Origin of the sequence: Pantanalinema rosaneae CENA516 (assembly GCF_050753385.1) — a bacterium.
GTDB classification, from domain to species: Bacteria; Cyanobacteriota; Cyanobacteriia; order Leptolyngbyales; family Leptolyngbyaceae; genus Pantanalinema; species Pantanalinema rosaneae.
The window spans coordinates 121,795-145,001 of the sequence record NZ_JBLZFZ010000004.1; the positions used below are offsets into that span (position 1 = coordinate 121,795).

Annotated in this window: 18 protein-coding genes; 3 read left to right on the plus strand and 15 right to left on the minus strand. The window is 49.0% G+C overall.

Annotation, left to right across the window (positions count from 1 at the left end; translation table 11 throughout):
• Window positions 1-75 precede the first annotated feature (75 nt).
• A complete protein-coding gene (locus ACN4EK_RS03565; RefSeq protein WP_431656101.1) occupies window positions 76-876 on the minus strand; it encodes a WecB/TagA/CpsF family glycosyltransferase in 801 nt (266 codons plus the stop codon).
• 422 nt (window positions 877-1,298) lie between these two features.
• A complete protein-coding gene (locus ACN4EK_RS03570) occupies window positions 1,299-1,736 on the minus strand; it encodes a hypothetical protein (RefSeq protein ID WP_431656102.1) in 438 nt (145 codons plus the stop codon).
• 45 nt (window positions 1,737-1,781) lie between these two features.
• Between ACN4EK_RS03570 and ACN4EK_RS03575 the strand changes: the two genes are divergently transcribed.
• Window positions 1,782-2,045: a hypothetical protein gene (locus tag ACN4EK_RS03575; RefSeq protein WP_431656103.1), complete on the plus strand. Its 264-nt coding sequence runs from the start codon at window positions 1,782-1,784 to the stop codon at window positions 2,043-2,045.
• A gap of 916 nt (window positions 2,046-2,961) precedes the next feature.
• On the opposite strand, the gene ACN4EK_RS03580 is transcribed toward ACN4EK_RS03575, so the two are convergent.
• On the minus strand, window positions 2,962-3,654 hold the full coding sequence (locus ACN4EK_RS03580; RefSeq protein WP_431656104.1) for a Bax inhibitor-1/YccA family protein: 693 nt from the start codon (window positions 3,652-3,654) through the stop codon (window positions 2,962-2,964).
• 140 nt (window positions 3,655-3,794) lie between these two features.
• The gene (locus ACN4EK_RS03585) at window positions 3,795-4,478 is read right to left on the minus strand and encodes a potassium channel family protein (RefSeq protein WP_431656105.1); all 684 of its coding nucleotides are present in this window, start codon (window positions 4,476-4,478) and stop codon (window positions 3,795-3,797) included.
• Window positions 4,479-4,646: 168 nt separating this feature from the next.
• Here ACN4EK_RS03585 and ACN4EK_RS03590 point away from each other — a divergent pair, with 168 nt between their 5' ends.
• Together ACN4EK_RS03590 and ACN4EK_RS03595 are read left to right on the plus strand one after the other, a co-directional pair.
• Complete coding sequence (locus ACN4EK_RS03590; protein WP_431656106.1) at window positions 4,647-5,993, plus strand: S1C family serine protease; 1,347 nt, start codon at window positions 4,647-4,649, stop codon at window positions 5,991-5,993.
• Between the two features lie 351 nt (window positions 5,994-6,344).
• Entirely contained in the window at window positions 6,345-7,076 is a 732-nt protein-coding gene (locus ACN4EK_RS03595) for a GUN4 domain-containing protein (protein WP_431656107.1), read from the plus strand.
• A gap of 7 nt (window positions 7,077-7,083) precedes the next feature.
• Here the strand turns inward: ACN4EK_RS03595 and ACN4EK_RS03600 are convergent, their stop codons facing one another.
• From ACN4EK_RS03600 to deoC, 11 genes are all read right to left on the minus strand, one after another.
• Window positions 7,084-8,532, minus strand: a complete 1,449-nt coding sequence (locus tag ACN4EK_RS03600) for an HlyD family efflux transporter periplasmic adaptor subunit (protein WP_431656108.1) — start codon at window positions 8,530-8,532, stop codon at window positions 7,084-7,086.
• 2 nt (window positions 8,533-8,534) lie between these two features.
• On the minus strand, window positions 8,535-11,507 hold the full coding sequence (locus tag ACN4EK_RS03605; protein WP_431656109.1) for a peptidase domain-containing ABC transporter: 2,973 nt from the start codon (window positions 11,505-11,507) through the stop codon (window positions 8,535-8,537).
• 225 nt (window positions 11,508-11,732) lie between these two features.
• Complete coding sequence (locus tag ACN4EK_RS03610) at window positions 11,733-12,473, minus strand: peptidylprolyl isomerase (protein WP_431656110.1); 741 nt, start codon at window positions 12,471-12,473, stop codon at window positions 11,733-11,735.
• 267 nt (window positions 12,474-12,740) lie between these two features.
• A complete protein-coding gene (locus tag ACN4EK_RS03615; RefSeq protein WP_431656111.1) occupies window positions 12,741-13,022 on the minus strand; it encodes an HU family DNA-binding protein in 282 nt (93 codons plus the stop codon).
• A 224-nt stretch (window positions 13,023-13,246) separates the two neighbouring features.
• Window positions 13,247-13,882: a vWA domain-containing protein gene (locus ACN4EK_RS03620; RefSeq protein WP_431656112.1), complete on the minus strand. Its 636-nt coding sequence runs from the start codon at window positions 13,880-13,882 to the stop codon at window positions 13,247-13,249.
• 119 nt (window positions 13,883-14,001) lie between these two features.
• Complete coding sequence (ndhD1, locus tag ACN4EK_RS03625; RefSeq protein ID WP_431656113.1) at window positions 14,002-15,606, minus strand: photosynthetic/respiratory NAD(P)H-quinone oxidoreductase subunit D1; 1,605 nt, start codon at window positions 15,604-15,606, stop codon at window positions 14,002-14,004.
• Window positions 15,607-15,904: 298 nt separating this feature from the next.
• Entirely contained in the window at window positions 15,905-17,998 is a 2,094-nt protein-coding gene (locus tag ACN4EK_RS03630) for an NAD(P)H-quinone oxidoreductase subunit 5 (protein WP_431656114.1), read from the minus strand.
• A gap of 163 nt (window positions 17,999-18,161) precedes the next feature.
• Window positions 18,162-19,364: a glycosyltransferase family 4 protein gene (locus ACN4EK_RS03635; protein ID WP_431656115.1), complete on the minus strand. Its 1,203-nt coding sequence runs from the start codon at window positions 19,362-19,364 to the stop codon at window positions 18,162-18,164.
• Window positions 19,365-19,513: 149 nt separating this feature from the next.
• The gene (locus ACN4EK_RS03640; RefSeq protein WP_431656116.1) at window positions 19,514-21,193 is read right to left on the minus strand and encodes an MFS transporter; all 1,680 of its coding nucleotides are present in this window, start codon (window positions 21,191-21,193) and stop codon (window positions 19,514-19,516) included.
• Window positions 21,194-21,242: 49 nt separating this feature from the next.
• Complete coding sequence (recO, locus tag ACN4EK_RS03645) at window positions 21,243-22,190, minus strand: DNA repair protein RecO (RefSeq protein WP_431656117.1); 948 nt, start codon at window positions 22,188-22,190, stop codon at window positions 21,243-21,245.
• Between the two features lie 38 nt (window positions 22,191-22,228).
• Window positions 22,229-22,909 carry a deoxyribose-phosphate aldolase gene (gene deoC / locus ACN4EK_RS03650; protein WP_431656118.1) on the minus strand — a complete coding sequence of 227 codons (681 nt, stop codon included), beginning with the start codon at window positions 22,907-22,909 and terminating at the stop codon, window positions 22,229-22,231.
• Between the last annotated feature and the right edge of the window lie 298 nt (window positions 22,910-23,207).

Consider the following 23,207-nt stretch of genomic DNA (forward strand, 5'->3'; position numbering starts at 1 on the left):
TAATCACCCCTTCTCCCAAGTTAAGGAAAAGGGGTGAGGAAACAACTATGGACAAAGATTTAGCAAGCTCAATGCTCAGTTGATTTCAACTAAATCTTCGTTTAGATCAGGTTTACTGCTCCATAGTTGCTTTAGCGCTAACCATAAAAACATGGGAATTGTGCTGCTGTAACGCCACCATAATCGCCTCGGTTCTTGAATCAGCCGATACAACCACTCCAGTCCCGCTCCTTGAATCAAGCGAGGGGCCCGCTTTTTCAATCCGGCATAGACAGGAAATGCTCCGCCTAACCCAATCATCACCGCCTGGACTTTACCCTGGTGTTTAGCCATCCAGGCTTCTTGCTTCGGGCAACCCAGCGATACCAGCACCAATCCAGCACCGCTTTGATTGATCTTTTCGACGATCGCCACATTTTCAGCCTCAGTTAACGGACGAAAGGGGAGCGATTCCGCCCCAGCGATCTTTAACGTGGGAAACTCCTGATGGAATTTAGTGGTCATTCGCTGCAAAACCTCCGGTTCTGAACCCAGGAGGAAAATGCTGATGTCTTGCTCAACGGATCGATCGCAGACAGACAGCATAATGTCCAAACCTGCTACTCGGTTCTGGCGAGGATTACCTAACCACCTCAACATCCAGACCAGTGGCATCCCATCAGGAGTCACGAGATCCGCCTGCTTTAGCACTTTGGCAAACGCAGCATCTCGGTGTGCTTCAACTAACATGTGGACATTCGCAACGCAAACGCTTCTACTGTCTCGTTGCTTAGCCCATTGCATCATTAAGGTAATTTGGGATTGAAAGTCTAAGGCAGTGACAGGAATACCAACAACGTTGACAGAGGTGAGTTGATCTTTCAAATCTGCATGCATAGGGTTGACTTCTTTTTGAGCAGGGTTTAGTACAGACAGGGGCTTCAGTACCCACTAACCTGGCAATACATGGCAGAAATACACCTATAGCTGTTCTCAACTGTGGCGAACAGGCAAAGCTGTGAAAGTGATTTCCTGACAAAACGTTCTTTCACAAGCCCATTAAAGTAATTCAACTCAGAATTTAGCCTCGGTCTTGATTAGAAAATTATGACTAAACTGATGTCAGACTCAGCTAGCACAATCATTGGCATCCAAAATTGACTAATCCAGGGAACTTTATGTCGTGATTCTGATGAAATTAAAACGCCATTATTTCTTTCAGCGTTTTAACCGCTAAAACAACCATTTAGTAACTAAATTCATTTTTTAGATTTAATCTAAAGGATGACTTTAGTTACTTTTTGACGACTAATCAGAATCTACACATATTTCAACATGCGAGCTTGTCTTCTGGTAAACTCGCTGACCGAAGGGTTTCCGTAAGGATCAATCACACCAGACACCGATCGCCAGAGTTCAGGTGGAGCAAGGGAAACGTCATAGGAACTCTCTAGCTTACGCACCCGGTACCACTTGGTTCTCTGGCAAGACTCACACCAAAATGCTTCCAACCACTCTCCTTGTAAGGGCACTGCCGTTTGATCGGCGATCAAAAGCTGGGCATTTTTGCGTGATATGCCTCGCTGTTGCAACTGACCAGGTTGGTCAGCGAACAGCGGATATTTAGGGCTAACACTATCGAGATAGCAAGCGTGGATAGGGCAATAGATCCCACGTCGCTTTGAGCGTTTTCGATTCCGTTTGCGGCGCTCCTGAGTATATAACTCTGAACTCAACGAAGGTGGCTCAGTTTGCATAGCGTTCTATCGTCAGGTGAATGTCAAGATTTGCACACGATTTCTGTGAATCAGTTTCCCGAACTACCGTTACAAGCAGCAAAAGGAAACCGCATTGGAGGAACTGAGATCGAAATGACCATCAAAGCTCACTCCCCTGGGCAAAAGACACCTGATTACTTAAAATACGACGATCGCCGCCGTCACAATCTCGATCGCTCAACTTCCCCGATTGCCTTTCAGCCAGAGAGCGAGCAGCAGATATTGGTAGGAACTCAGATCTACAAGATGCTCAAGTTCACTCTTTTGGGCAAACGACACCTGATTTAACTCGCCTATCGCTATAAACTTGAGAGATTCTCTCGTCTCGCGATCCTGAAAGATTGGCGATCACACACCTGATTCTCATCGCCCCGAACTGGTATTAGGAAATTGATGCCACTCTGCGGCTTAACGCTGAAACTGGTTGAGTGTTTCAATTTCTGACTAATAGCATGATGTACCTAACAAACATGATTGTTGAAGGGAACAGTTCGGAACTGAGGAGCGCACCCAACCAAAGCAATCGAGACTTCTTTGGAATTTCACTCACTAAAGTGCCCTAGACCCAGTGATTACAGGAAAGCCAGGGATTTGACTTCCCGATAAATTTACTGAGACAGTTGTACTTTTCTCAAGTAACTTTAGCAAGCCAACTCAATTACTCCCAGAGAATAACTACAACTTCATCATATCCTTACAAAGATCAGGAAAATATGATTACATGACTAGAAAAAATTTGCCTCTCTCTGTATCAAAGAGTATTGGAAAGTCAAAATTGTTACTTACCCTATTCCCCTACCCCTAAATCCGAAGGACTCAAGAGGAATGACACCAAAATCAGCCTAAAATTAATATCCTGGCTCAGGGTCAAAGTCAATTTCAACTGACTACAATGATGTTCTACTAAAGCTTTTAAGCTGTTTTAATAATTTCAGTTTTGAGCCCGAGATCGATTTCAAGGGTCTTAAGTCAGTGACATTTGCCTCAAGAACATCTATTCAGAAAAACCAGATAGAATGTGCAGTTTCCATTCGAGTTTCATCGCCCTTAGCGTTGAGTGACCAATAAACCCAGACAAATTTCTACTATAAAATTAGCTGATTTTTATACCAAGACTCGGTGTGAGCTTTCCATATTAATAAAGATGGACGGCAGTTGCTCGTCCGAGTCTAACCACCGTCCATTACTGAGAACAGCTGTGCGATTAACGACGCGATGAGAATGCCATGACAATACGCAACACGTACCAGAATAGTAGGGCGACGGAGGCGAATAGCTCTAATGATGCTGCAACGTGATGCTCAGTAGAATAATGGTGCATGATTTTGGAGGTGTCATACAAAATGGCAGCCGCCGCAAAGATGACCATTGCTACCGAGAAGATGAGTCCCAAAGTAAAGCCAAACAACACGCTGCAAATAATTAATCCGATCGCCACAAAGCCTGCAATCTTTAGAATGCCACCCAAAAACGAAAAATCTTTGCGGGTGGTAAAGGCGATCGTGGTCAATCCAGCAAATAATAATAAGGTCAGAATTGCCGCCGTCGGAATCACAGTGGGATCAGAAAAATAGGCTGCAATAAATAATAAGGGTGCAAAGATGATGGCTTCAGCAATCACATAAACGCCTAAACCAATATATTGAGTTTGCACCGCATCTGCCTTACCAGCCAGTTCTCGCGAGAACCATCCCAATAGGGCAAAGCCACCTAAAATCGCTAACCAGCTAAAGCGACTGGCAGCCACAAAACTCGTTAATGCCGCCGCAATACCAGTTTGAAATAAAAGAAATTCAACCAATACAAATGCGCCAACTGCCCCAGCTAAATGGGTATAGGTTTTTTGAATAAACTGCGCTCGTTCACTGGGACGGGCTTGAGCTACTGTTAGCGTCATAGTTTTCCTGAAGATAGTTAACTGAGTCTATCGCCAGTCTAGCCAACCGATCGCGCAAGTCAGTTGAGTATAAATACTTTACCTTCGGAGTTAAATACCCTGCTAAAACGATTAAAAAATTTACTCTTTTCGGAAACAAATCAAGTTGATTCACACCCTTGAATAAAATCAATCATGGCGTGCATTGTGCCCGGTTTAGTCACAATTAAAATGGTTGATTCCGGCTCTAAAACAGTATTGCCATTGGGAATCACCAAGTCCATCTGAGGGTGAGATTGATACCCAATAATCAGGGAACCACTGGGAAACCGAGGATCTTGGGCAATCTCAGCTAACCGCCGATTCACCACATAACATTGTTTAGGAATTGCCAACTTTAAGACTTCAATCTGTCCCTGTTCAAAATGCATCATTGATTCCACCTGAGGATACTCGATCGCATTTGCCATCGTGGAAACCGAGAGATCGATCGTGTTAATCACATAGGTTGCTCCAGCAATGCGGTAAGGTTCAGCAAAGTCTCGATGCCGCATTCCCACCAAAATTCGCGGCACTCCGTAATGTTTTGCCAGACAAACCATGGCTAAATTCAACGCATCATCCCGGAGCACAACGGCCACCGCATCCGCTTTGCGAATTCCCGCTTCTAGTAACAATTCTGTACTGACCGCATTCCCTTCAAATGCCATCACACCTAAGCGTTCCCGCGCATACCGACAGGCAATTGGATCAATATCAATCACTGCCACGGTATGACCTAGATCAATCAGACGTTGAGCTAACCCCAACCCCATCAATCCCGCACCACCAATCAAGATATACATATCCCTTGTGGAAACCAGTTCCCTCCTAATCTATAGCAATCCTTGACAATCTCCGTACCATCGCCAGGAAAACTTCTGGAGCACATCACGAATTCTGTAGATTTTAGCTTGCCAAAGACATTTAAATTTGCCATGCTGAGTGACCATCTGCTTCTGTGTTCTCGGTCTATGGCAAAAATTCTCTGGAGTGTCCTGCTGACGATCGTGTTGTGCTGGACTCCCTTCCAACTCCCTGTCAGCGCCACACCCCTCCATCCTGTCCAATCTACTGTCAGTCAGTCACCTTTCAGCCCCTTCGAGCCCCAGTCCAAAGTGACGATCGAGATTGCTCGCATTCGTTCCGGGTTGTTGCCCGGTGCTTTTTTAGGTGGGCATCACGAAGGCTTTCTTCATCTGCTACAACAACACTATACCGCTTCGGGTTGGCTGGATGAACAACTGGAAGATGCCCTGCGGCGGGTGCTGGCAGATGAACTGAATCGAGCAGGGTACAATGTGGCTCAAGCCCAAACCAGTTCAGTGTTTGAAGAACAATTGGTAGAAGAATTGGAGCCAGGACAATTTTTGCTCGGGGGGACGATTACCCAGGCGGCACTCAATTCCTACAGTTCCCTGTTTGGGGATGTGACGAAAGACGAACGCACTGTACGTTGGGAGGTGTTCGATCGCGATCGGAGTAAGGTGATTTATCGCCAAGAAACGACAGGTCAAGCTGAAGCCGAGGGCATTAAGAATCCGGCAGCAACCTACGAAGCCATTAAAGCCAGTTTTCAGGCGCTATTAGCCTCCCCCCAATTTGCGGCAGTGTTCGAGCGATCGCCGATACCGGAAGCCGCAGTGCCGACAACGAGCTACACAATCTCAGCGGTTCCCAGTTCTACGGTGCCGTTGACTGTAGAACAGATTGCCGGACAGACCATCCCTTCGATTATCCGGATTCGGACTCCCCTGGGGCGAGGTACAGGCTTTTTGCTGAGTGACTCTGGGTTAGCCATTACCAATCAGCATGTGGTGGGTGCCGCGTTCTCGGTCAAAGCTGATTTATACGATGGGTCTACCCGCACCGGGCGGGTGATGAAACGGGATGCCACGTCGGATATTGCCCTAGTCAAACTGGAAGGGGAAGCGACCCACATCTCCGGACTACCGATCTGCCAAACCAATGCCGTCAAGGTCGGTGAATCAGTAGTGGCGATCGGGAATCCCCTGTCCTATACCAATAGCGTGACGCAGGGAGTTGTGAGTGGATTTCGGACAACCGCATCCCGCAATCTGATCCAAACCGATGCGGCGGTGAATCCTGGTAATAGTGGGGGACCACTGCTGAATCGCTTTGGGGCAGTAATTGGGATTGTCACCGAGAAGATCGCCAGTCGTGGAGTAGAAGGGTTAGGCTTTGCTGTCCCGATCGCCGAATCCCTGCAAAAACTGAATGTGCAAATCACCACACCAATGAATACGAATTTAAATGCCTGTGGCAATCCCAATTCCATCACAACTAGAAGAACAGTTTAGAGGCAATAAGTTATATACCTAAATTCCTTTTGGATATAACTACGAAACCTCACTCAAGGATTAATTTTTTCTAAAATTACTGGCAGGGCAAAAATATTGCCTTGTCTACAAAAACGTTTGAAGGTTAAGGTGGTACTGATTATTAGCGGTGCGTGGATATTCTAGGCGGGGATGTGGGGCTAAAAGCACCTTACTAGTTTTTACATATTGCCCAGCCAAAATAGCTATATAACTTTTCCCAAGAATTGTAAGTTATGTGTTTCATGACACGGTTGTTCATGTACTTGAGCAAGCTATTGGGCAAATGAAAGGCTAGTTATTGAACATTCATAACTTTTCAGAACTTTAACTATGACACCAAATAGACACTATCAAACACTTGAAATTGCACCAGGAGCTACCCAGGCTGAGATTAAGCAGGCTTATAGAGATTTAGCTCTAGTTTGGCATCCGGATCGATTTATTGATAATCCGAAGTTACGGCAAAAGGCAGAAGAGAAGCTAAAGCAAATTAATGCTGCCTATGAATTTTTAAGATCTTATCAACCTCAGTTTTCTCGAAATGAAGTCGAGCCTGAACCGGAGCAGGCTGTTAAAACTTCTTTGGGGTGTGAGAGGCTAGAGGAACTGCTTGAGGCAGGTCAGTTGAAAGAAGCTGACTATGAAACTAAGCGGCTTTTACTGAAATTAGCAGGTCGGGAAAAGGATGGTTGGTTAAGACCAGAAGACATCAAAGCGCTTTCACTCCAGTCTCTACTAATTATTGATCAACTCTGGATCCGCAACAGTAACGGTCACTTTGGATTTAGCGTCCAAAGTAAAATTTGGCATCAAATTGGTTGCACCTCGTCCACTAATATATCTACACAAACAATCAACGAGAATAAATTTGGTCAATGTGTCCGTTGGCGTGCCGGTAATATGTGGTTATCCCCCTGGGATTCCTTTCATTATGATAGCCAGTCCCCTCAAGGAAGCTTGCCACGGGAATACATTTTTACTCTCAGTGGTTGGTGGAGTTATTCCAAAGGTTGGGTTGGTTACCTGATATGGCGATTCGATGAAATATTTCTCAAATTTTAGGATGAAGTTATCGAATAAATTTGAGGGTTTCTGCTTTACGGGCAAACAGATCGGTAAAGATGCTCATCACTGTTCGTTGTCGCAACTTGATATTGGTACTGACAGACATCCCCGACTGGAGAGGAATTTCCCGTTCGTCTAATTGCAGGTGTTGGCGATCGAGTTGGACTTTTGCCGGGAAGCGATAGAACGGATAAATCTGATCAGGGGGAAGGGCATCGGAACCAATCCAGAGCAGTTTGCCTTTAATGTCGCCATATTCACTAAAAGGAAACGAGTCAATCCGCACATCAACATCCATCCCTTCTTTAACAAACCCAATATCCTTGTTGGTAATGTAAACTTCCGCCACCAGGGAATCGGTCGGCACGACCTTCAGCATCGGCACATTGTTATTCACCACATACCCTGGAGAACTCGGTTTAAGTTCAAATACAGTGCCATCCGCCGGAGAGGTGATCACCTGATACTTGAGTGTTTGTTGTGCTTGACTCAGCTTGCCATCAATTTCATCAATTTGCTTCTGGTTATCCAACATCGCCTTCGTCAGTTGGCTATCGATCGCGGCAACTTGTTTGTTGTTATCCGTCAATCTCGACAACATATCTTCCTGGGATACTGCCGCCGAATTATGCAGTTTTTCGATCGCTTGCGTAATCGCTAATTGCAGTCGTTCCTGTTCCTGTTGTAGCTTCTGAACGTCCGTCTTCCGAGTTTCGACATCTTGTTGTTGTCGCAGATATTGCAGGCGCGAAATTCCCCCTTCCGTTGCCAACGTTTGCAGATCTCGCAGGATACCTTCATTCACACCTAATAGATTGCGAGCATTGGCTAATTGCACTTTCACCTGGGCTAATTGTTGTCGCAGTTGTTCCACCTCTAGTTGTGCCGTCGCTAACCGGGTATTACTCTCGGTTTGGCGAGTTTGTAGCCGAAGGCGTTGTTCAGTCGTTAAGTTTGCCGCTCCAGTCTGCCCCTGGAGTTGTGCCTGGTAGACCTGGTTCTCTGCTGTTAGGGCAGCGCGGCTTCTGGCAAGGGTTAACAATTCCGGCGCAATCTTGGTCGGAATATTGCTAGGGTCGGTGGCATTGCCAGTCAACAAACTGCGGTAAAACTGGTTTTCTGCGACTAAGGCAGCTCGGACTTTCTGTAATGACACCAGTTGTGCCTGCGCCGTAGTCGAATCTAGTTTGACTAACTGTTCGCCTTTCTTGACCCGCTGCCCATCTTTCACGTAAATTTCTTGCACCACCCCACCCAGGGGAGCCTGAATCTCTTTGACTGCTCCCTGGGGATGCAGTTTACCGATCGCAGGAATCGCTTCTTCAATTTTGGATACACAAGCCCAGATGACTGCCAGAGTGGTCGCGCCAATAATGCCAACAGCAATCAGGCGGGAGCGAGTGGGTGACTGTTCAAGAATCACCGGTTGATCAAACTGAGTGTAAGTAGTCATAGTTAGTTTGCAGCATCCTGTTGTTGATACAAGCAGTAGTAATAACCTTTCATTGCCATCAGTTCTTCGTGTGTGCCCATTTCGACGATGCTGCCTTGATCCATCATCAAAATGACATCGGCGCTGCGAATCGTGCTAAGGCGATGCGTAATGAAGAACACGGTACGATCGCGGAAGGCATCCGCAATATTCACACAAACCTGATGTTCCGCGTTGTAATCGAGGGCGCTGGTCGCTTCATCCAAGACAATCAAGCGAGGATTTTGTAACACGGTACGGGCGATCGCAATCCGTTGACGTTGTCCTCCCGATAATGCCGATCCGCGTTCCCCAACCCGTGTGTTGTAACCATTGGGTAACGCCATAATGAAGTCGTGAGCAAAGGCAACTTTTGCGGCTTCAATCACCTGTTCATCGGTGGCATCGGGATTGGCAAGGGTAATGTTATCGCGCACCGTACCATCAAACAGCAACGTATCTTGCAACACCACGCCAATCTGTCGCCGCAGGGAATAGAGTTCCACTTTGCTGATGTCGTAGCCATCCATCACAATCTTGCCAGCTTGCGGTTCATACAAGCGCGGCAGTAGTTTCAGCAAGGTACTTTTCCCGGAGCCGCTCTGTCCCACAATGCCAACAAAGGTGCCTGGCGGAAAGTCGAGATTAATATTAATCAACTGCATCACACCCGCCGCCGGATTGAAGCTGAAGGATACGCCGTCAAACTTCACATGTCCCTGGATGTCTGGCATCAGAATATTTTGACTGCCCTCTTCCTGCTCTAAGGGGGCATCGACAATATCTGCCAACCGTTCCAATGAGAGCGCTGTCTCCTGAAAATTCTGCCAGAGTTGAACTAACCGCAGTAGGGGACTGGTGACATAGCCAGCAATAATCCGAAAGGCAATCAACTGGCCCAGAGTCAGGCTCCCTTGCAACACCAGATAGGCTCCCACCCACAACACCAACATACTGGAGAGCTTGTTAAGAAAATTACTAACGTTGCTGGCGGTTGTGTGGGTCGAAACGGTTTTAAACCCAGCGCTAATGTAGCGAGCATAGCGATCTTGCCATTGCCAGCGCGATCGCAGTTCCAGATTTTGGGCTTTAACAGTCTGCATCCCTCCCAACACTTCAACTAAATAGGAGTGAGTGTCAGCATGGCGTTCAGCTTTTTCCCGAGACTGGCGACGGATCAACGGCGATGCTACTAACGTGACTAAAGCAAATAGGGGAACGGTTGCCAGCGCCACTAGAGTCAGCACCCAGCTATAGATCAACATCACAACGATGTAGACCACCGAAAACACCGCATCGAGTACCACCGTCAAAGCCGTTCCCGTGAGGAATTGGCGAATGTTTTCTAATTCATTTACCCGAGTTGCCAGTTCTCCCACCGGACGACGTTCAAAGTACGGCAGGGGCAACCGCAACATGTGATGAATCACTTCGGAACCCAGAGCCAGGTCAATTCGGTTAGTAGTATCAACAAATAGATGGGTGCGTAAGTTGGTCAGAATGGCTTCTACAAATGCCATTCCCAACAAAAAGATCCCTAATACGGTGAGGGTATCGCCACTGTTTTTGGTAATGACTAAATCAATGATCACCTGTGTAACCAGGGGATTCGCTAAGCCGAATAACTGCACGAATACCGATGCCAGGAGGACGATCAGGAGTACACCCCGGTAGCGAATCAACGATGGCACAAACCAACTCAAGCCAAAGCGTTGTTTGGGAGTGTATTTCGAGGTACGCAGCAGCACCACCTCCCCCTCTTCGCCCCAGGCTTCGACAAAGTTGGCAGGCTGCTTCCGAATTAAGCCGATCTCGGGCACTGCTAACACAATTTCCTGAGCGCTGGCGTGATACAACACTGCAAACGTATCTTGCCAACTAATCAGGGCGGGAGTTTGCAATCGACTGACTGCCACGGCGGGCACTCGCACCAGTTGGGTGGTTAAACCAAGCAATTCAGCCACCGCTCCACAAAAGGGTAGAGAAAGACTGCCAACTCGCTCCAGTTGGTTCGCGACAACCCGCCGCACTGTATCTCGCCGAAACGGTACCCCAAAATGCTGGCTGATCATCTGACAACACGCGAGAGTAGCATCCAGGGGACCGCGACCGGAGACAAAGGGATATTTTTGCGGTTGGGTGTAGGTTGGGGTGGGTGTCACTGAAATTTCAGGCGCATCCTGAATTTCGATCGCCCCTGCCCGATCGCCATCAGCCGCCGTGGAGACAATCGCGCTGGTGGCACTACTATTACCAGTAGGAGCCAGAATTGATTTGGGTAAGCCAATTAAGCGAGCCCCATTTCCCTGAACCTGTAAATCGACGATCGCGGTACTGGGATTAATCCGGCTAGAAACGGGAAAGCCAGTCACCGCACCCGCACTAACAAACCACATTAGATCAGGATCTAACTGACCAATGGCAGTTTTACCCCCCGACAACGGATGGACAACTGCCTGAGCATAACCTTTCAAGACCAGATCCGACAGTTTCACTGTGGCATTGGCTTGTCGCCCTAATTCTGCTCCCAGGAGATCAAAGATTTCGACTAAACTAGATTGTTGGAGAAAAGCTTCGGCAAAGTTGGGATATTGTTTCATCAATCCCAAAAAGTCGGCGGCGGGAATGGTTAAACAAATCGCTTCCGTAGAGGCGATCGCCGTTTCACAGGGCACCCCCCGGATTAATCCTACCCAGCCAATAATTTCCCCTGGCTCTGCTAGTTTTAAGGTGGTAGGAGTCTGCCCATTCGGGTCAAAGCCTAATAGCCGCACCTGACCTTGATACAACACACTCACCTGGGTCGGCAGAGTCTCCCGCACAGCGATCGCCTGCCCCATGCGGTAGCGTAAGAATTGCACTCGCTCGCCTAAGCGTTGAAAAACATCGGGTGGTAGGCAATCAAACGGAGGAACACCCGTCAGAAATTCCTGAGTTGCAACAGAAACTGAGTTCATTTTGATTTTCTTTGCCAAAGGCAAAACTACCGGACGGTCACTACAGGTAGACATAATTTGGGGTTGTATGGACAAAATTACAGCCGATCGGGGCAATCTGTCGCCAGAATGCTGTGAAAGTTTAATAGTCTCGGAAGAGAAAATTACTGGGTTTGACCAGGGATCACTAATGGGCTAGAACCCTGCCTGACACTCAATAGCAACCTGATTCATGCGTTCCGTCGCTCAGGCAACCTGTAACTGCGGTGGTGCTGCCGTGGCTTGCCCGAGTTGGCTTTGGATCCAGGTTTCAAATAATTCGTTCAGTAACCGTTGCCGCATCAAATCATTCATTTGGGCAGGCACAATTTGGTCTAACTGCACAATCACCAGCCACTCCCCTAACCGCGTTGGTTGCCAGAGTTGCCCCGGCTGACTCACCCGTAACATCCGCGCTAGTTGGGGATGCAGTGTACCTAATTCCGACGGCCCAATCTTTCCCCCCGATCGCGCTTCGGGGCCCAGGGAATAGGTAGCCGCTAACTCGGCAAAACGTTGTTCCTGCGCTTGTAACCGAAAGTAAAGTTCCTGGGCAATCCCAGTATCTTGCAGCCGGATTAACGAATAAATGGCTTGATCCAGTTGCCCTTTGCGCTTGAGGAAATAGGATTCTAATTTGTGATCCCAGGTTGCCCGCTTAAATTTTTCTATGCGTAACTTCCGAGTCGCGATCGCGTCCAGATCGGCAGGCTGCATGTTGTGGCGTTGCAACCATCCCTGTTGATCCGCTTCGGAGGTTAGTTGCTGCTGTTGATAAAACTGCTGACGGGCAATGGCAGTTTCTTCAGGAGTACAGATCATCTCCGCGATCGCCTGGTCAATCAGAATTTCCCGTTGCAGTTGAGGCAATAACTGATATCGAGTTAATAGCGGCATCAGGTCTTCGGAGGTCAGAGTTTGATTGCCGATTTGGAGGGCAGTGGACATAGATCGATAGTTCCTTATAACTCACGCTTAGGGGCGGGGGCTAGACCAGCACCTATGGATTTATATGGAACAAGCACCAGGTTTTATGCACAGGCGATCGTATTCAGTTGCAGAATCGACTGACAGACAACCCATAACCTGACGATTTAGCCACCCAAATTAAAAAGGGACGTAAAACTACGCCCCTAATCTGCCAATATCCGATGATGACAATTCAGTAATGAGTGCAGGCTGAGAATTGGGAGGTTCCGGCAGCTAAATCAAGTCTTAAGCACTCTCTAGCACTTTTTCTTTGAATAACTTACCGGCACTAAAGGCGGGGACTCGGGTTGCCGGAATCTTGATTGGCTGCCCCGTCGAGGGGTTCCTGCCTTCCCGTGCCTGCCGTTCTCTAGCTTCAAAGGTGCCAAAGCCAACCAGCGTGACCTTTTCGCCACTGGCAACCGTTTCCAAAATCACATCTAGCATGGCAGTCAGAACGAGATCTGCATCTTTTTTGGTGACATTTGCTTTAGCAGCAATCTGGTCAATCAGTTCTCCCTTATTCATATTCGGAAAATCCTTGTAAGAGTTGCTGTGATTATACTTGAGGAGTTTGAAAGCGCAACAGGTTCAATGACATTTTCAACAGAAACACACTAAATTTCAAGTTTTAATTTGCTGATGTCGCCGCTAACAAGTGCAAAACATTCTTAATCGCTAATATTAGCAACTCCCAGCCCCGTTAGACTTTATCTTTAGCAACAAAATAGATTGCTTGAAGATCAACGAATCTAATCACGAATGATGTCTTTCAAAAATTCAGTTAAACAGTTCGCTTGAATCTTGTCCAACGTTTGGGTGTGAACAATATCAAATTTGGCCCCTGCCCGCGATCGTAAATCATCATCCAGAGCGTTGAGAAATCCCCGCGCAATTAGATCATCACCCACTTGCACAAAGCCAATCCCCAGTTCATGATCATGATCCATTTGCTCGGCGGCTTCAACAATGGTTTTAACAATTTCCATGCGATCGCGGGGTTCGCCATCAATCAACACCACAATCATTTCACCATTTGGCTTTGTTTGTCCGGCTTGTTTGCGAGTGAAGTAGTCACTTAACGCCAGACTCAACCCGTCCAGTAAATTGAGGGCTTCTGGAGGATAGTTTTCACCGAAGATCTGTTCGATCACGGTAGAGGTGACATGACGGTACTGCCGGAAGAACCCAGCCGCATAGTCTTTAGAAGAAATGTAAATTGTAATCCCATCCGGATCGAAGGTTTCACATTTTTGTACCAACGTGACGATCGCTCGATGGGCATCACTCCAACTTTGGTGAAATTTTGGCGAGGCCTGCACCGTACTGGGAGCGGTCTTAGCGACAATTACAGTGTAATCCCGGTTATCAAGGGCAACTTCAGACATGGGGGCTTCTCCTGAGCTTTGGCTATTCTAGTGCGTTCCTCCACTGTCGAAAAAAAATCTCTAGGGTTTTCTTTAGAAGTGGAAGCCCCTAGAGATTAAAACTAGTTGGGATTTACCCCTTAGTCGGGTGAATCGACCAGAGCAGGAGCCTTCAGTGGCGGGAGCTTCAACTGCGGCACCGTGATCGCATTCGGAACGAGCGGGGCAACTTCAACCAGGGACTCATCCAGCTTTGCCGTGAGTTGCAAGGTGGTCGAGTCGTAGATTTGGGTCAATAGTTTGGGATATAGCCCAATGCCGATAATGGGTACTAACAGCGCCCCAATAATGAAAACTTCACGCGGTTCGGCATCCACCAACGCTTCGTGCGAGGTTAATTCCTTGTTCTCCGGCCCATAGAAGATCTCGCGCAGGTTAGACAGCAGGTAAATCGGAGTCAGAATCACCCCAACCGCCGCTAACAGCACCACGATGATCTTGAACGGCAAGCTATACGCATCACTGGTGGCAAACCCAACGAACACCATGAGTTCGGCGACAAATCCGCTCATGCCGGGTAAAGCCAAGGAGGCCAGGGAACAGGCTGTCCACATGGCGAAGATTTTCTTCATCTGTTTGCCGACCCCACCCATTTCATCCAGCATCAGGGTATGGGTACGATCGTAGGTAGCACCGACCAGGAAGAACAGACTGGCTCCAATCAGTCCGTGGGAGACCATTTGCAACAGCGCTCCACTTAGACCGAGATCGGTAAACGACGCGATCCCGATCGTCACAAAGCCCATGTGGGAAATGGACGAGTAGGCGATCTTCCGTTTCAGGTTACGTTGGGCAAAAGAAGTCAGCGCCGCATAAATAATATTGACAATGCCCAAAATCACCAACGCTGGGGCAAAGACCACATGGGCATCGGGCAACATACCAACATTCATCCGCACCAGGGCATAACCACCCATTTTCAGCAGGATGCCTGCCAGCAACATGTGAACCGGAGCGGTCGCTTCACCGTGGGCATCCGGTAGCCAGGTATGGAAGGGAATAATTGGCAGTTTCACGGCGTAGGCGATCAGGAATGCGCCATACATCAACAGTTGAAAGTTGAGCGCCATATCCTTTGCCGCCAGCGATCGCATATCGAAGGTGACAGTATCGCCATAAAATGCCATCGCCAGCGCCGCGACCAGAATGAACAGCGAACTACCTGCCGTGTAAAGAATGAACTTGGTAGCCGCATATTGCCGTTTTTTCCCACCCCAGATCGCCAGCAGTAAGTAGACCGGAATTAACTCCAGTTCCCATGCCAGGAAGAACACCAGCATGTCTTGAACCGCGAATACGGCAATCTGACCGCCGTACATGGCTAGCAACAGAAAGTAGAAAAACTTCGGCTTGAGAGTGACCGGCCAAGCGGCGAGGGCTGCCAGAGTGGTAATAAATCCGGTCAGCAGAATCAAGGGCATCGACACCCCATCGGCACCAACGGACCACCTGAGATCCAATTGGGGAATCCAGGCGTAGCTCTCGACCAGTTGCAGATCCGGATTAGCAAAGTCGTAGAAGTTATAAAAGGCGTAAACCAAAACTGCAAAGTCGATCAAGCCGACGACTAGCGCATACCAGCGTACAGTTTTGCCATCTTTGTCGGGAATGAAAGGGATCAGCAGTGAGGCTGCGATCGGGAACAGAATGGTGAACGTTAGCCAGGGAAAATCGGCAGTCAACATTTCACGATAGGTGTAATGAGTATCAGTCGTTTGGTGTAGGTATTAAACCAATTTTTCAATTAATACCGCATGGAAGTTGATGTGAGGGAAATTCTAAGGTTGAATCCCGATTCCATTGGTTGCCAGAGGGGATTGGAGCGAGAATCTCATCCAGGCGTTGATTAGAGTGTGGTCAAAATTTTAATTGCTCACCGATGCTCATGCCATCCAAAATCTGGATGATTGAATTTGGAATTGCGCGTAGTGGTTCACTCAGAACATCGATCGAGTTGAACCACTACCAGCGGTAATCCTGGGTTCAAGTTACCCCAGAAAAGATCACGAGTCCTAGAACCGCAGCAAAGACAATCAGGGCATAGAACTGAGCGCGACCATTTTCCAGGTACTTCAGTCCTTCACCCGTTAACAAGGTGACTAATCCTGCCAGGTTGACGATGCCATCAACCACCTTGTAATCGACTTCCAACACTTGTCGGGCTAACCGCCGACTGCCCTGAACAAATAACGCATCGTAGATTTCATCCACATACCACTTGTTCTTAGACAGGTTGTAGAGGAAGGGAATCTTCTGAGCGATCGCCACTGGATCAACTTTGCGGCTCAGATACATTAAGGAAGCCAGGGTAATTCCAATCAAGCTGATGCCCACAGAGCTACCTGCCATTAAGGCAAATTCGCCTAATTCCTCAGTGGGTAGACCATTTGCCCCAGCTTCTAGCACTTCACCCGGTGGATGGATGAAAGCTTCAAAGTAGTTGCCAAAGGGCGTACCAACTAACCCGATCGCAATTGAAGGAATCGCCAGAATCAACAAGGGCAATGTCATGGTGATCGGCGACTCATGGGGCGTATCCGCATGATGGTGATCATGACCATGCGCCTCGTGATCATGGGTGTCATGGTGATCATGGGCGATCGTCAGTTCCTTGGGATTCATCGCTCCTGGCCCAAAGGCGATCCCCAACGCTTGCAGTTGTTCGGCTTTGATCTGGTTGCGAATGTCGGCATCCTTGCCCCGGAACTCACCTTCAAAGGTCGTGAAGTACATCCGGAACATGTAAAAGGCGGTAATTCCGGCAGTCAACCAGCCAATCACCCATAGGGTGGGGTTAACGGCATAGGTAGAGCCGAGAATTTCGTCTTTTGACCAAAATCCGGCAAACGGCGGAATCCCGGAGATCGCTAAAACGCCAATAAAGAAGGTTCCGGCAGTCAGCGGCATGTATTTGCGTAAACCACCCATCATCCGCATGTCCTGAGCATAGGCAGGATCATGACCAACCACACCTTCCATGCCATGAATCACCGAACCGGAGCCGAGGAACATCATGGCTTTGAAGTACGCATGGGTCATCAGGTGGAATAGTCCAGCGCCGTAAGCACCTACACCCATTGCCATGACCATGTAACCCAACTGCGACATCGTCGAGTAGGCTAACCCCTTTTTGATGTCGTTTTGGGTAATCGCGATCGTCGCCCCCATAAAGGCAGTGAAGGCTCCTGTCCAGGCAATCACACTCATGGATGAAGGAATGCCTTCAAACATCGGAAACATGCGGGCAATCAGGAAGACTCCGGCGGCAACCATCGTTGCGGCGTGGATCAGTGCTGATATCGGGGTCGGACCTTCCATTGCATCCGGTAGCCAGACATGCAGGGGAAACTGAGCGGATTTCGCTACCGGTCCTAAGAACACCAGAATGGCGAATAGGGCTGCCAATCCAGTACTAATAGCGCCGGTTTGGGTGAGTTCCTGAAGGCGATCGCCAATCACATTGAAATCAAAACTATGGGTTGACCAGTACAGCCCCAGAATCCCCAGGAGTAGCCCAAAGTCACCCACACGGTTCGTGACAAAGGCTTTCTGGCAGGCATCTGCGGCAGCTTTGCGGTCATACCAGAATCCAATGAGCAAGTAGGAACACATGCCCACCAGTTCCCAAAACACATATACCTGCACCAGGTTGGGACTCACGACCAACCCCAGCATGGAAGAACTAAATAAGCTTAGATAGGCATAAAAGCGCACATAGCCTGGATCGTGCGCCATATAGCCATCGGTATAGATCATGACCAGGAACGCCACCGTGGTTACGATCACCAACATCAGGGCAGTCAGGTGATCCACCACGTAGCCCATACTGAGATGAAAGTCTCCAGCGGCTGCCCACTCAAACATTTGAGTGTAGGTTTCGTGCCCCTGCCACTGACTCCATAACAACGCAAAGGACAGCACCATTGCTGCCCCTGTAACTGACACAATAAACACGGCAACGACCTGCCGCAGGCTGCTGGTTAGCTTACTGAAGGAGATTAAGCCCAATCCGACAATCATTGCCGCGACCAGCGGCAGGACAGGGATCAACCAGGCATATTGATAGATCGTTTCCATTACGTATGCCTATGTTTCAAGTTCTTTCTGGGTTTGGAAACCCGTTGACAGACAATCGGGTAGTTTCAGAAGACAACCCACCAACAAGGTAGGCGATCAACCTCATGTTAGTTTACCCGCTTTGTACTGTCTTAACATTTCTCGATAAAGTTTCCTGATTAGCTCACCGTTGAATGGACTGCAAAACCTTAGCAGCAAACCGTCGTTGTGCCCGTCCAGTCACACTTTCCACGATCGGTTGTTGTTCTACAACCTCGTCATACAGCTTAACTAACGTTGCAATGTTATGACTTAAGGTATAGCGTTCTTCGACACGACGACGGGCATTGTGCCCTAAAAGTGTTGTCCAGCTTACATGATCCCGCAGTTGGGGCAGTAGGATTTTCAGTTGAGTCGCGACACTATGGGTTTTCAGAATCACTCCGGCTTCGTTTTCCAACACCTCGCCATCAGCACCCGCATCCGTAGCCACGCAGGCAACCCCGCAAGCCATTGCCTCTAGTAAGGAAAGCGATAGCCCCTCGACTAGAGATGGCAGCACAAACACATCGGTGCCACGGAGGATATCAATTCGGCGTTGTTCGTCAGCAATGAAGCCCAGCCAGATAATTCCATGCTCTGCCCCATAAAAGGGCATCAGAGAAGCTGCGAGAGGTCCATGATTGCCGACGATGACTAATTTGGTATCGTCTCCCATTCGGCTTTGTTTCCAGGCTTTCAGGAGAGATTCCACATTCTTTTCTGGCGCGATTCGTCCTTGATACAGAAAAATCCGCTTAGCCCCCAGTTCGGCTTTAAGCGTGGAAGCCCCAGGCGAGTATTTCTGGATATCAACTCCATTCGGAATCACCACTACGCGATCGGCGGGAACACCCAATCGAATCAACAGTTGTCGTTGCAGATGGGAAAACACAATCACGCGATCGTACTTGGCTAACCAGGGGGCATAAAGCTGGTAGGTAAGATGTTGCGTCCCAGAGGTGATGTTACGAAGTTTGCGATCGAAGGCAGGGTGAAATGTGGCGATCAACGGTAGGTTTAGATCGCTACAGATTTCTGGTAGGAGAAAATCTAAGGGTGATAGGGTCAGCGAAGCATGAACCACATCTGGCTGCAATTCCTCCAGAGACTGGGTCAGAATCTTTTTGGAGGTGAGGCTGGGGATCGTGTAAATCTGGGACTTGTAGAGAAATGGGATCGTTACTTCTTCGCCAAAGCTCGGCCAATTATCCGGTGGGGGTTCATCTTGAGCAAAGTGGAAAAAGCTGACTTGATGACCCAGATCCCGCAGGATGTTAGTGACTTCGCGGCTATAGGTAACGTTGCCACAAAAAGGGGATTTCTTTCCGAGCCAAGCGATATGCATTCAGGTTTGTTCGGGTAGTGGACACAGAAGGAGGCGCTAAAGGAGCGATCGAAACTAAAATTAAGCAGATGTCAGAAGTTATACCAGATTTTCTCCGATCGCTGGAGTTCAGATAAGCCGGAATTCCTTGCCCACTTAGCGTTAAACCACTATTCTTGTTTGCTACGACTCACATACCAGGTAATTCCTCCCCCGGCAATCACTAGTAGCGCTAATCCTGTAAACACGGCGCGTAGCCCCAAAAAGGTTTCTGCTACTCCAGCTAATGCCAGTGGCAAACTCAGGGCAATATTGATCGCGTTATTTTGCAACCCAAAGACTTTTCCATGCATATCCTCCGGCGTTTCTTCCTGAATCGTCGTTTGCATGGGGACTCCGACTAAGGCGGCAAATGCTCCCAACGAGCTAATTAATAGCAGAGCCGGGACTAATTGTTGGGCAAATAGTGCCAACCCCAGCAAAGACGCTGCCATTCCGATCGAGCCATACAAACTCAATTGAGCATGGGGAAAGCGTTGCCCATACTGCCCAATGAACGTCGCCCCGATCGCCATCCCCACTCCACCCGCTGCCAGCAAGAAGCCGAATTGGGATGACTTAATCTCTGGGATCACTTCTGCCAGACGTACCGCTAACACGGCTAGAGCCGCAAAGACAGAAAATAGAATCACTAATTGGATCAGCGCACTCCGTACCCGGCGTTGTTGACCGAGATACCGCAGCCCGTCGCGAATATCTTCCCAGATATGCGGTGGTTCTGTCGCGATCGCCCCATTCCCATTGGTTCCATTGACCTGATTGATCTGGCGGCGACGTTGGGCATCGGGCTTCAGCAGCAGAATCAGAATTAGCCCCGCGATCGCGTAGCCGCAGCCCACGACTAATTCTTTGCCTAAGCCCACGGCTGTCCAACCGAAATAATTCATCAGGTGGTCGGCAATGGCTAACAACGGTTCACCGACTGCAAACCCAATGATCACCGATACCATCATGGTGGTCGTATAGAGGGAGTTGGCAGACAGTAAATGTCGGCGTTCGACGATCAACGGAATCGCCGCTTGTTCCGCTGGAGCAAAAAACTGGGTCAGGGTAGAGACTAGAAAGGTAATTGCCAACAGAATCCAGAAGCCTACGGGGAGTCCGGCTAAGGGAGTCCAGCCTTTGGTCAGCCATAGTAAAAAGGGTAGGGCAAACACCAACCCGCCCCGGAGCAGATTCGTTACCACCAAGACCCCCGGTTTTGACCAGCGATCGACCAACGCTCCCGCGATCGAGCCAAATAGGACTGCCGGAATCGTGAAGGCAATCATAATTGAGGACACCCAGCCACTAATCGTCTGATCTTCTGCCTGAAAACGACTGGCAATTAAGGCAATCATCAATACCAGATACACCTTATCTGCCAATTGCGAGAAGACCTGACCACTCCAGAGCGTCAGAAACTGACGATTCCGCAGAACAGGGAGAAATCCAGATTCGGGCTCTAAGCTATCTCCACCCTCCTCCTCTAGATCCACTAACGCATCCCCCACGGGCAGCAGGGAAGACTGGGAGGCACGATCGTTCATTGCCGGAGTCCGAGCATCGGTCGGTTGCATCTCATCGGTAGTTGGGAGCGTATCTTCCTCAGAGCGAAACATTAGCGAAGAACTCTCCTCAGTACTAGAGATATCCTGAGCTAAAACGGGGCGTTCCGGCAAGTCCTTGCCATGCGTCGGCTCCTCCGCCAACTCTGGAAACGATAACTGGTTGCTCGACGCATCTCGATATGACGTTGGGGATTGCTTTTGCCGATCGCCGGAATAGCGGGGATCACTTGAGAGCAACACAGCTGATTCCAGGTTGGAGTTCGAGAGTTGAATCATAGCTCGGACAGGATTAGGGGTGGGTTGGCGGGGTCAGAAAGCAGGCATCCATTAAACTGGCAGACCGGATGGGACGATCGAAATGATACTGAGCATAATGCCGCAATGCGCGTTCCAGGGAAAGCCATAATCGATCAATTTCTAAAGCATCTGCTGCCAAAGTCACAGATTGAATAGTGTCGGTTTCCGGTAATTCTGCCTGAGCCAACTGTTGCAGCAAGATTAATTCCGGAGCAGTCAACTGACGATTTAACTGCGATCGCAGGGTAGGTGGCGGTAATTGATAGGATCCGGTGCTACTGTTCGCTCTAGGATTCTCTATGGCTGTGTGAGCAGCGGATGACGCGACGGCGACCCGTCGAGTCGGTTGGTGTTTGCCCAGTTGCAGTTTTTCCAGTGCGGCTAACGTGACCGCCCCTCCAGTCGGAATGCTGAATCCGGCTCGCCAATTGCTATCGGTGGGGTCAGGAATTAAGGGTTGGCGAGTGACACAGCAGAGATGAACTTGAGGAGCTAGACCTGCCAGAATCAGCAGTTGGTAGGTGGCATGGGTGAGTCGGGCCAGGACTTCGGTGCTAGGCGATCGCTCAATTCGTTTTAGATGCTCATTCAGTAAGGAAAATAATTCTTCTTGCGGCTGGTCACTTAATGCCTGACAGAGACACAGTTCAGCCAGGTATTGGCTGGCAGTGAGCTTCTTCAAATCCAGCCCTAAACCGGGATAGGATTCCAGCGTTTCGGCTTGGGCAATCTTATCCAGCGATTTGCCTTTAATAATCAGCAGATCGTTGACGACAAATAGACCACTCCGCCCCGCCAGACTAGAATTATGTTTGCGCGATCCCATTGCCACCACCCGCACCAACCCATGTTCCCGCGTGAGGACAGTCAGCAAGCGATCGGCTTCCCCCATAGGCATTGCCTTCAAATTAATTCCAGTGGCTTTGTAGGTGCCGCTCATAAATAAGTTTGATTAGTTGGCGCGGTCTGCTGCTTCATTTACTCCTCTCCCAGGGTATCGCGCTGTCGCAGGATATCGGGTCCCCGAGAGGTACCTAATCGAGTTGCCCCTGCCACAATCAGTTCCAGAGCTTGTTCGGCAGTACGAATGCCCCCAGAGGCTTTAATCCCGACCCGATCGCCCGTGAGTTCTTTTAATAGCCGGACATCAGCAACAGTGGCTCCGCCATATAACCCTGTACTGGTTTTGATCAAGGCGGCTCCCGCATCCATACAGAGTTCAGCCGCCAAGCGTTTTTCGGCATCCGTCAGCAGGGCAACCTCCAGAATCGCTTTCACCAGTTGTCCGGTGGCTTCCCGGATTTCGGCAACTTCGCGATGTACCTCATTGGTCATGCCCGCTTTCAGCCAACCAATATTAATCACCACATCCAGTTCGCTCGCCCCATTTTCCACCGCATCTTGCGCTTCATAAAGCTTAACGGCGGAGGTCGTCGCGCCATAGGGAAAGCCAATCACTGTACAAACTTTAGGACGCTTGCCGTGGAGTAAGTCGGCTGCCTGCTTAACGTAGGTCGGTTGGACACAAACCGCCGCGAAATGCAGGCGATCGGCTTCTTCACACCATTGTTCGACCTGTTCCGGCGTAGCCGTAGGAGCCAGCAGGGCGTGATCAATAAACGGCGCAATATCGATGTCGGGCAGGTTGGCGATCGTCATGGAGGCTCTCAGTAGTCCATTACTAACTAGTAGCAAAAAGTTAAGGAAGGTTAAAGCGATTTAAGACAGATTAACGAGATACCCAGTAGACCCGATTAAATCATGAGTCCGGTAGAGGCTAGTAGGGGTGGATTCTACCCTGAAGTGGATAATATGGCTGATCAATTTGTGTAGCTAAAGTTAGCCTTAACGATCGCGACCCGCTGTGGGTAGAGCCGCTGCCCTTAAAAGTATGACAGTAAAAAAAGGCTGATAGAGTCCAGAATGCTCTGCTTCTATCAGCCCTCTTAGTTATGGA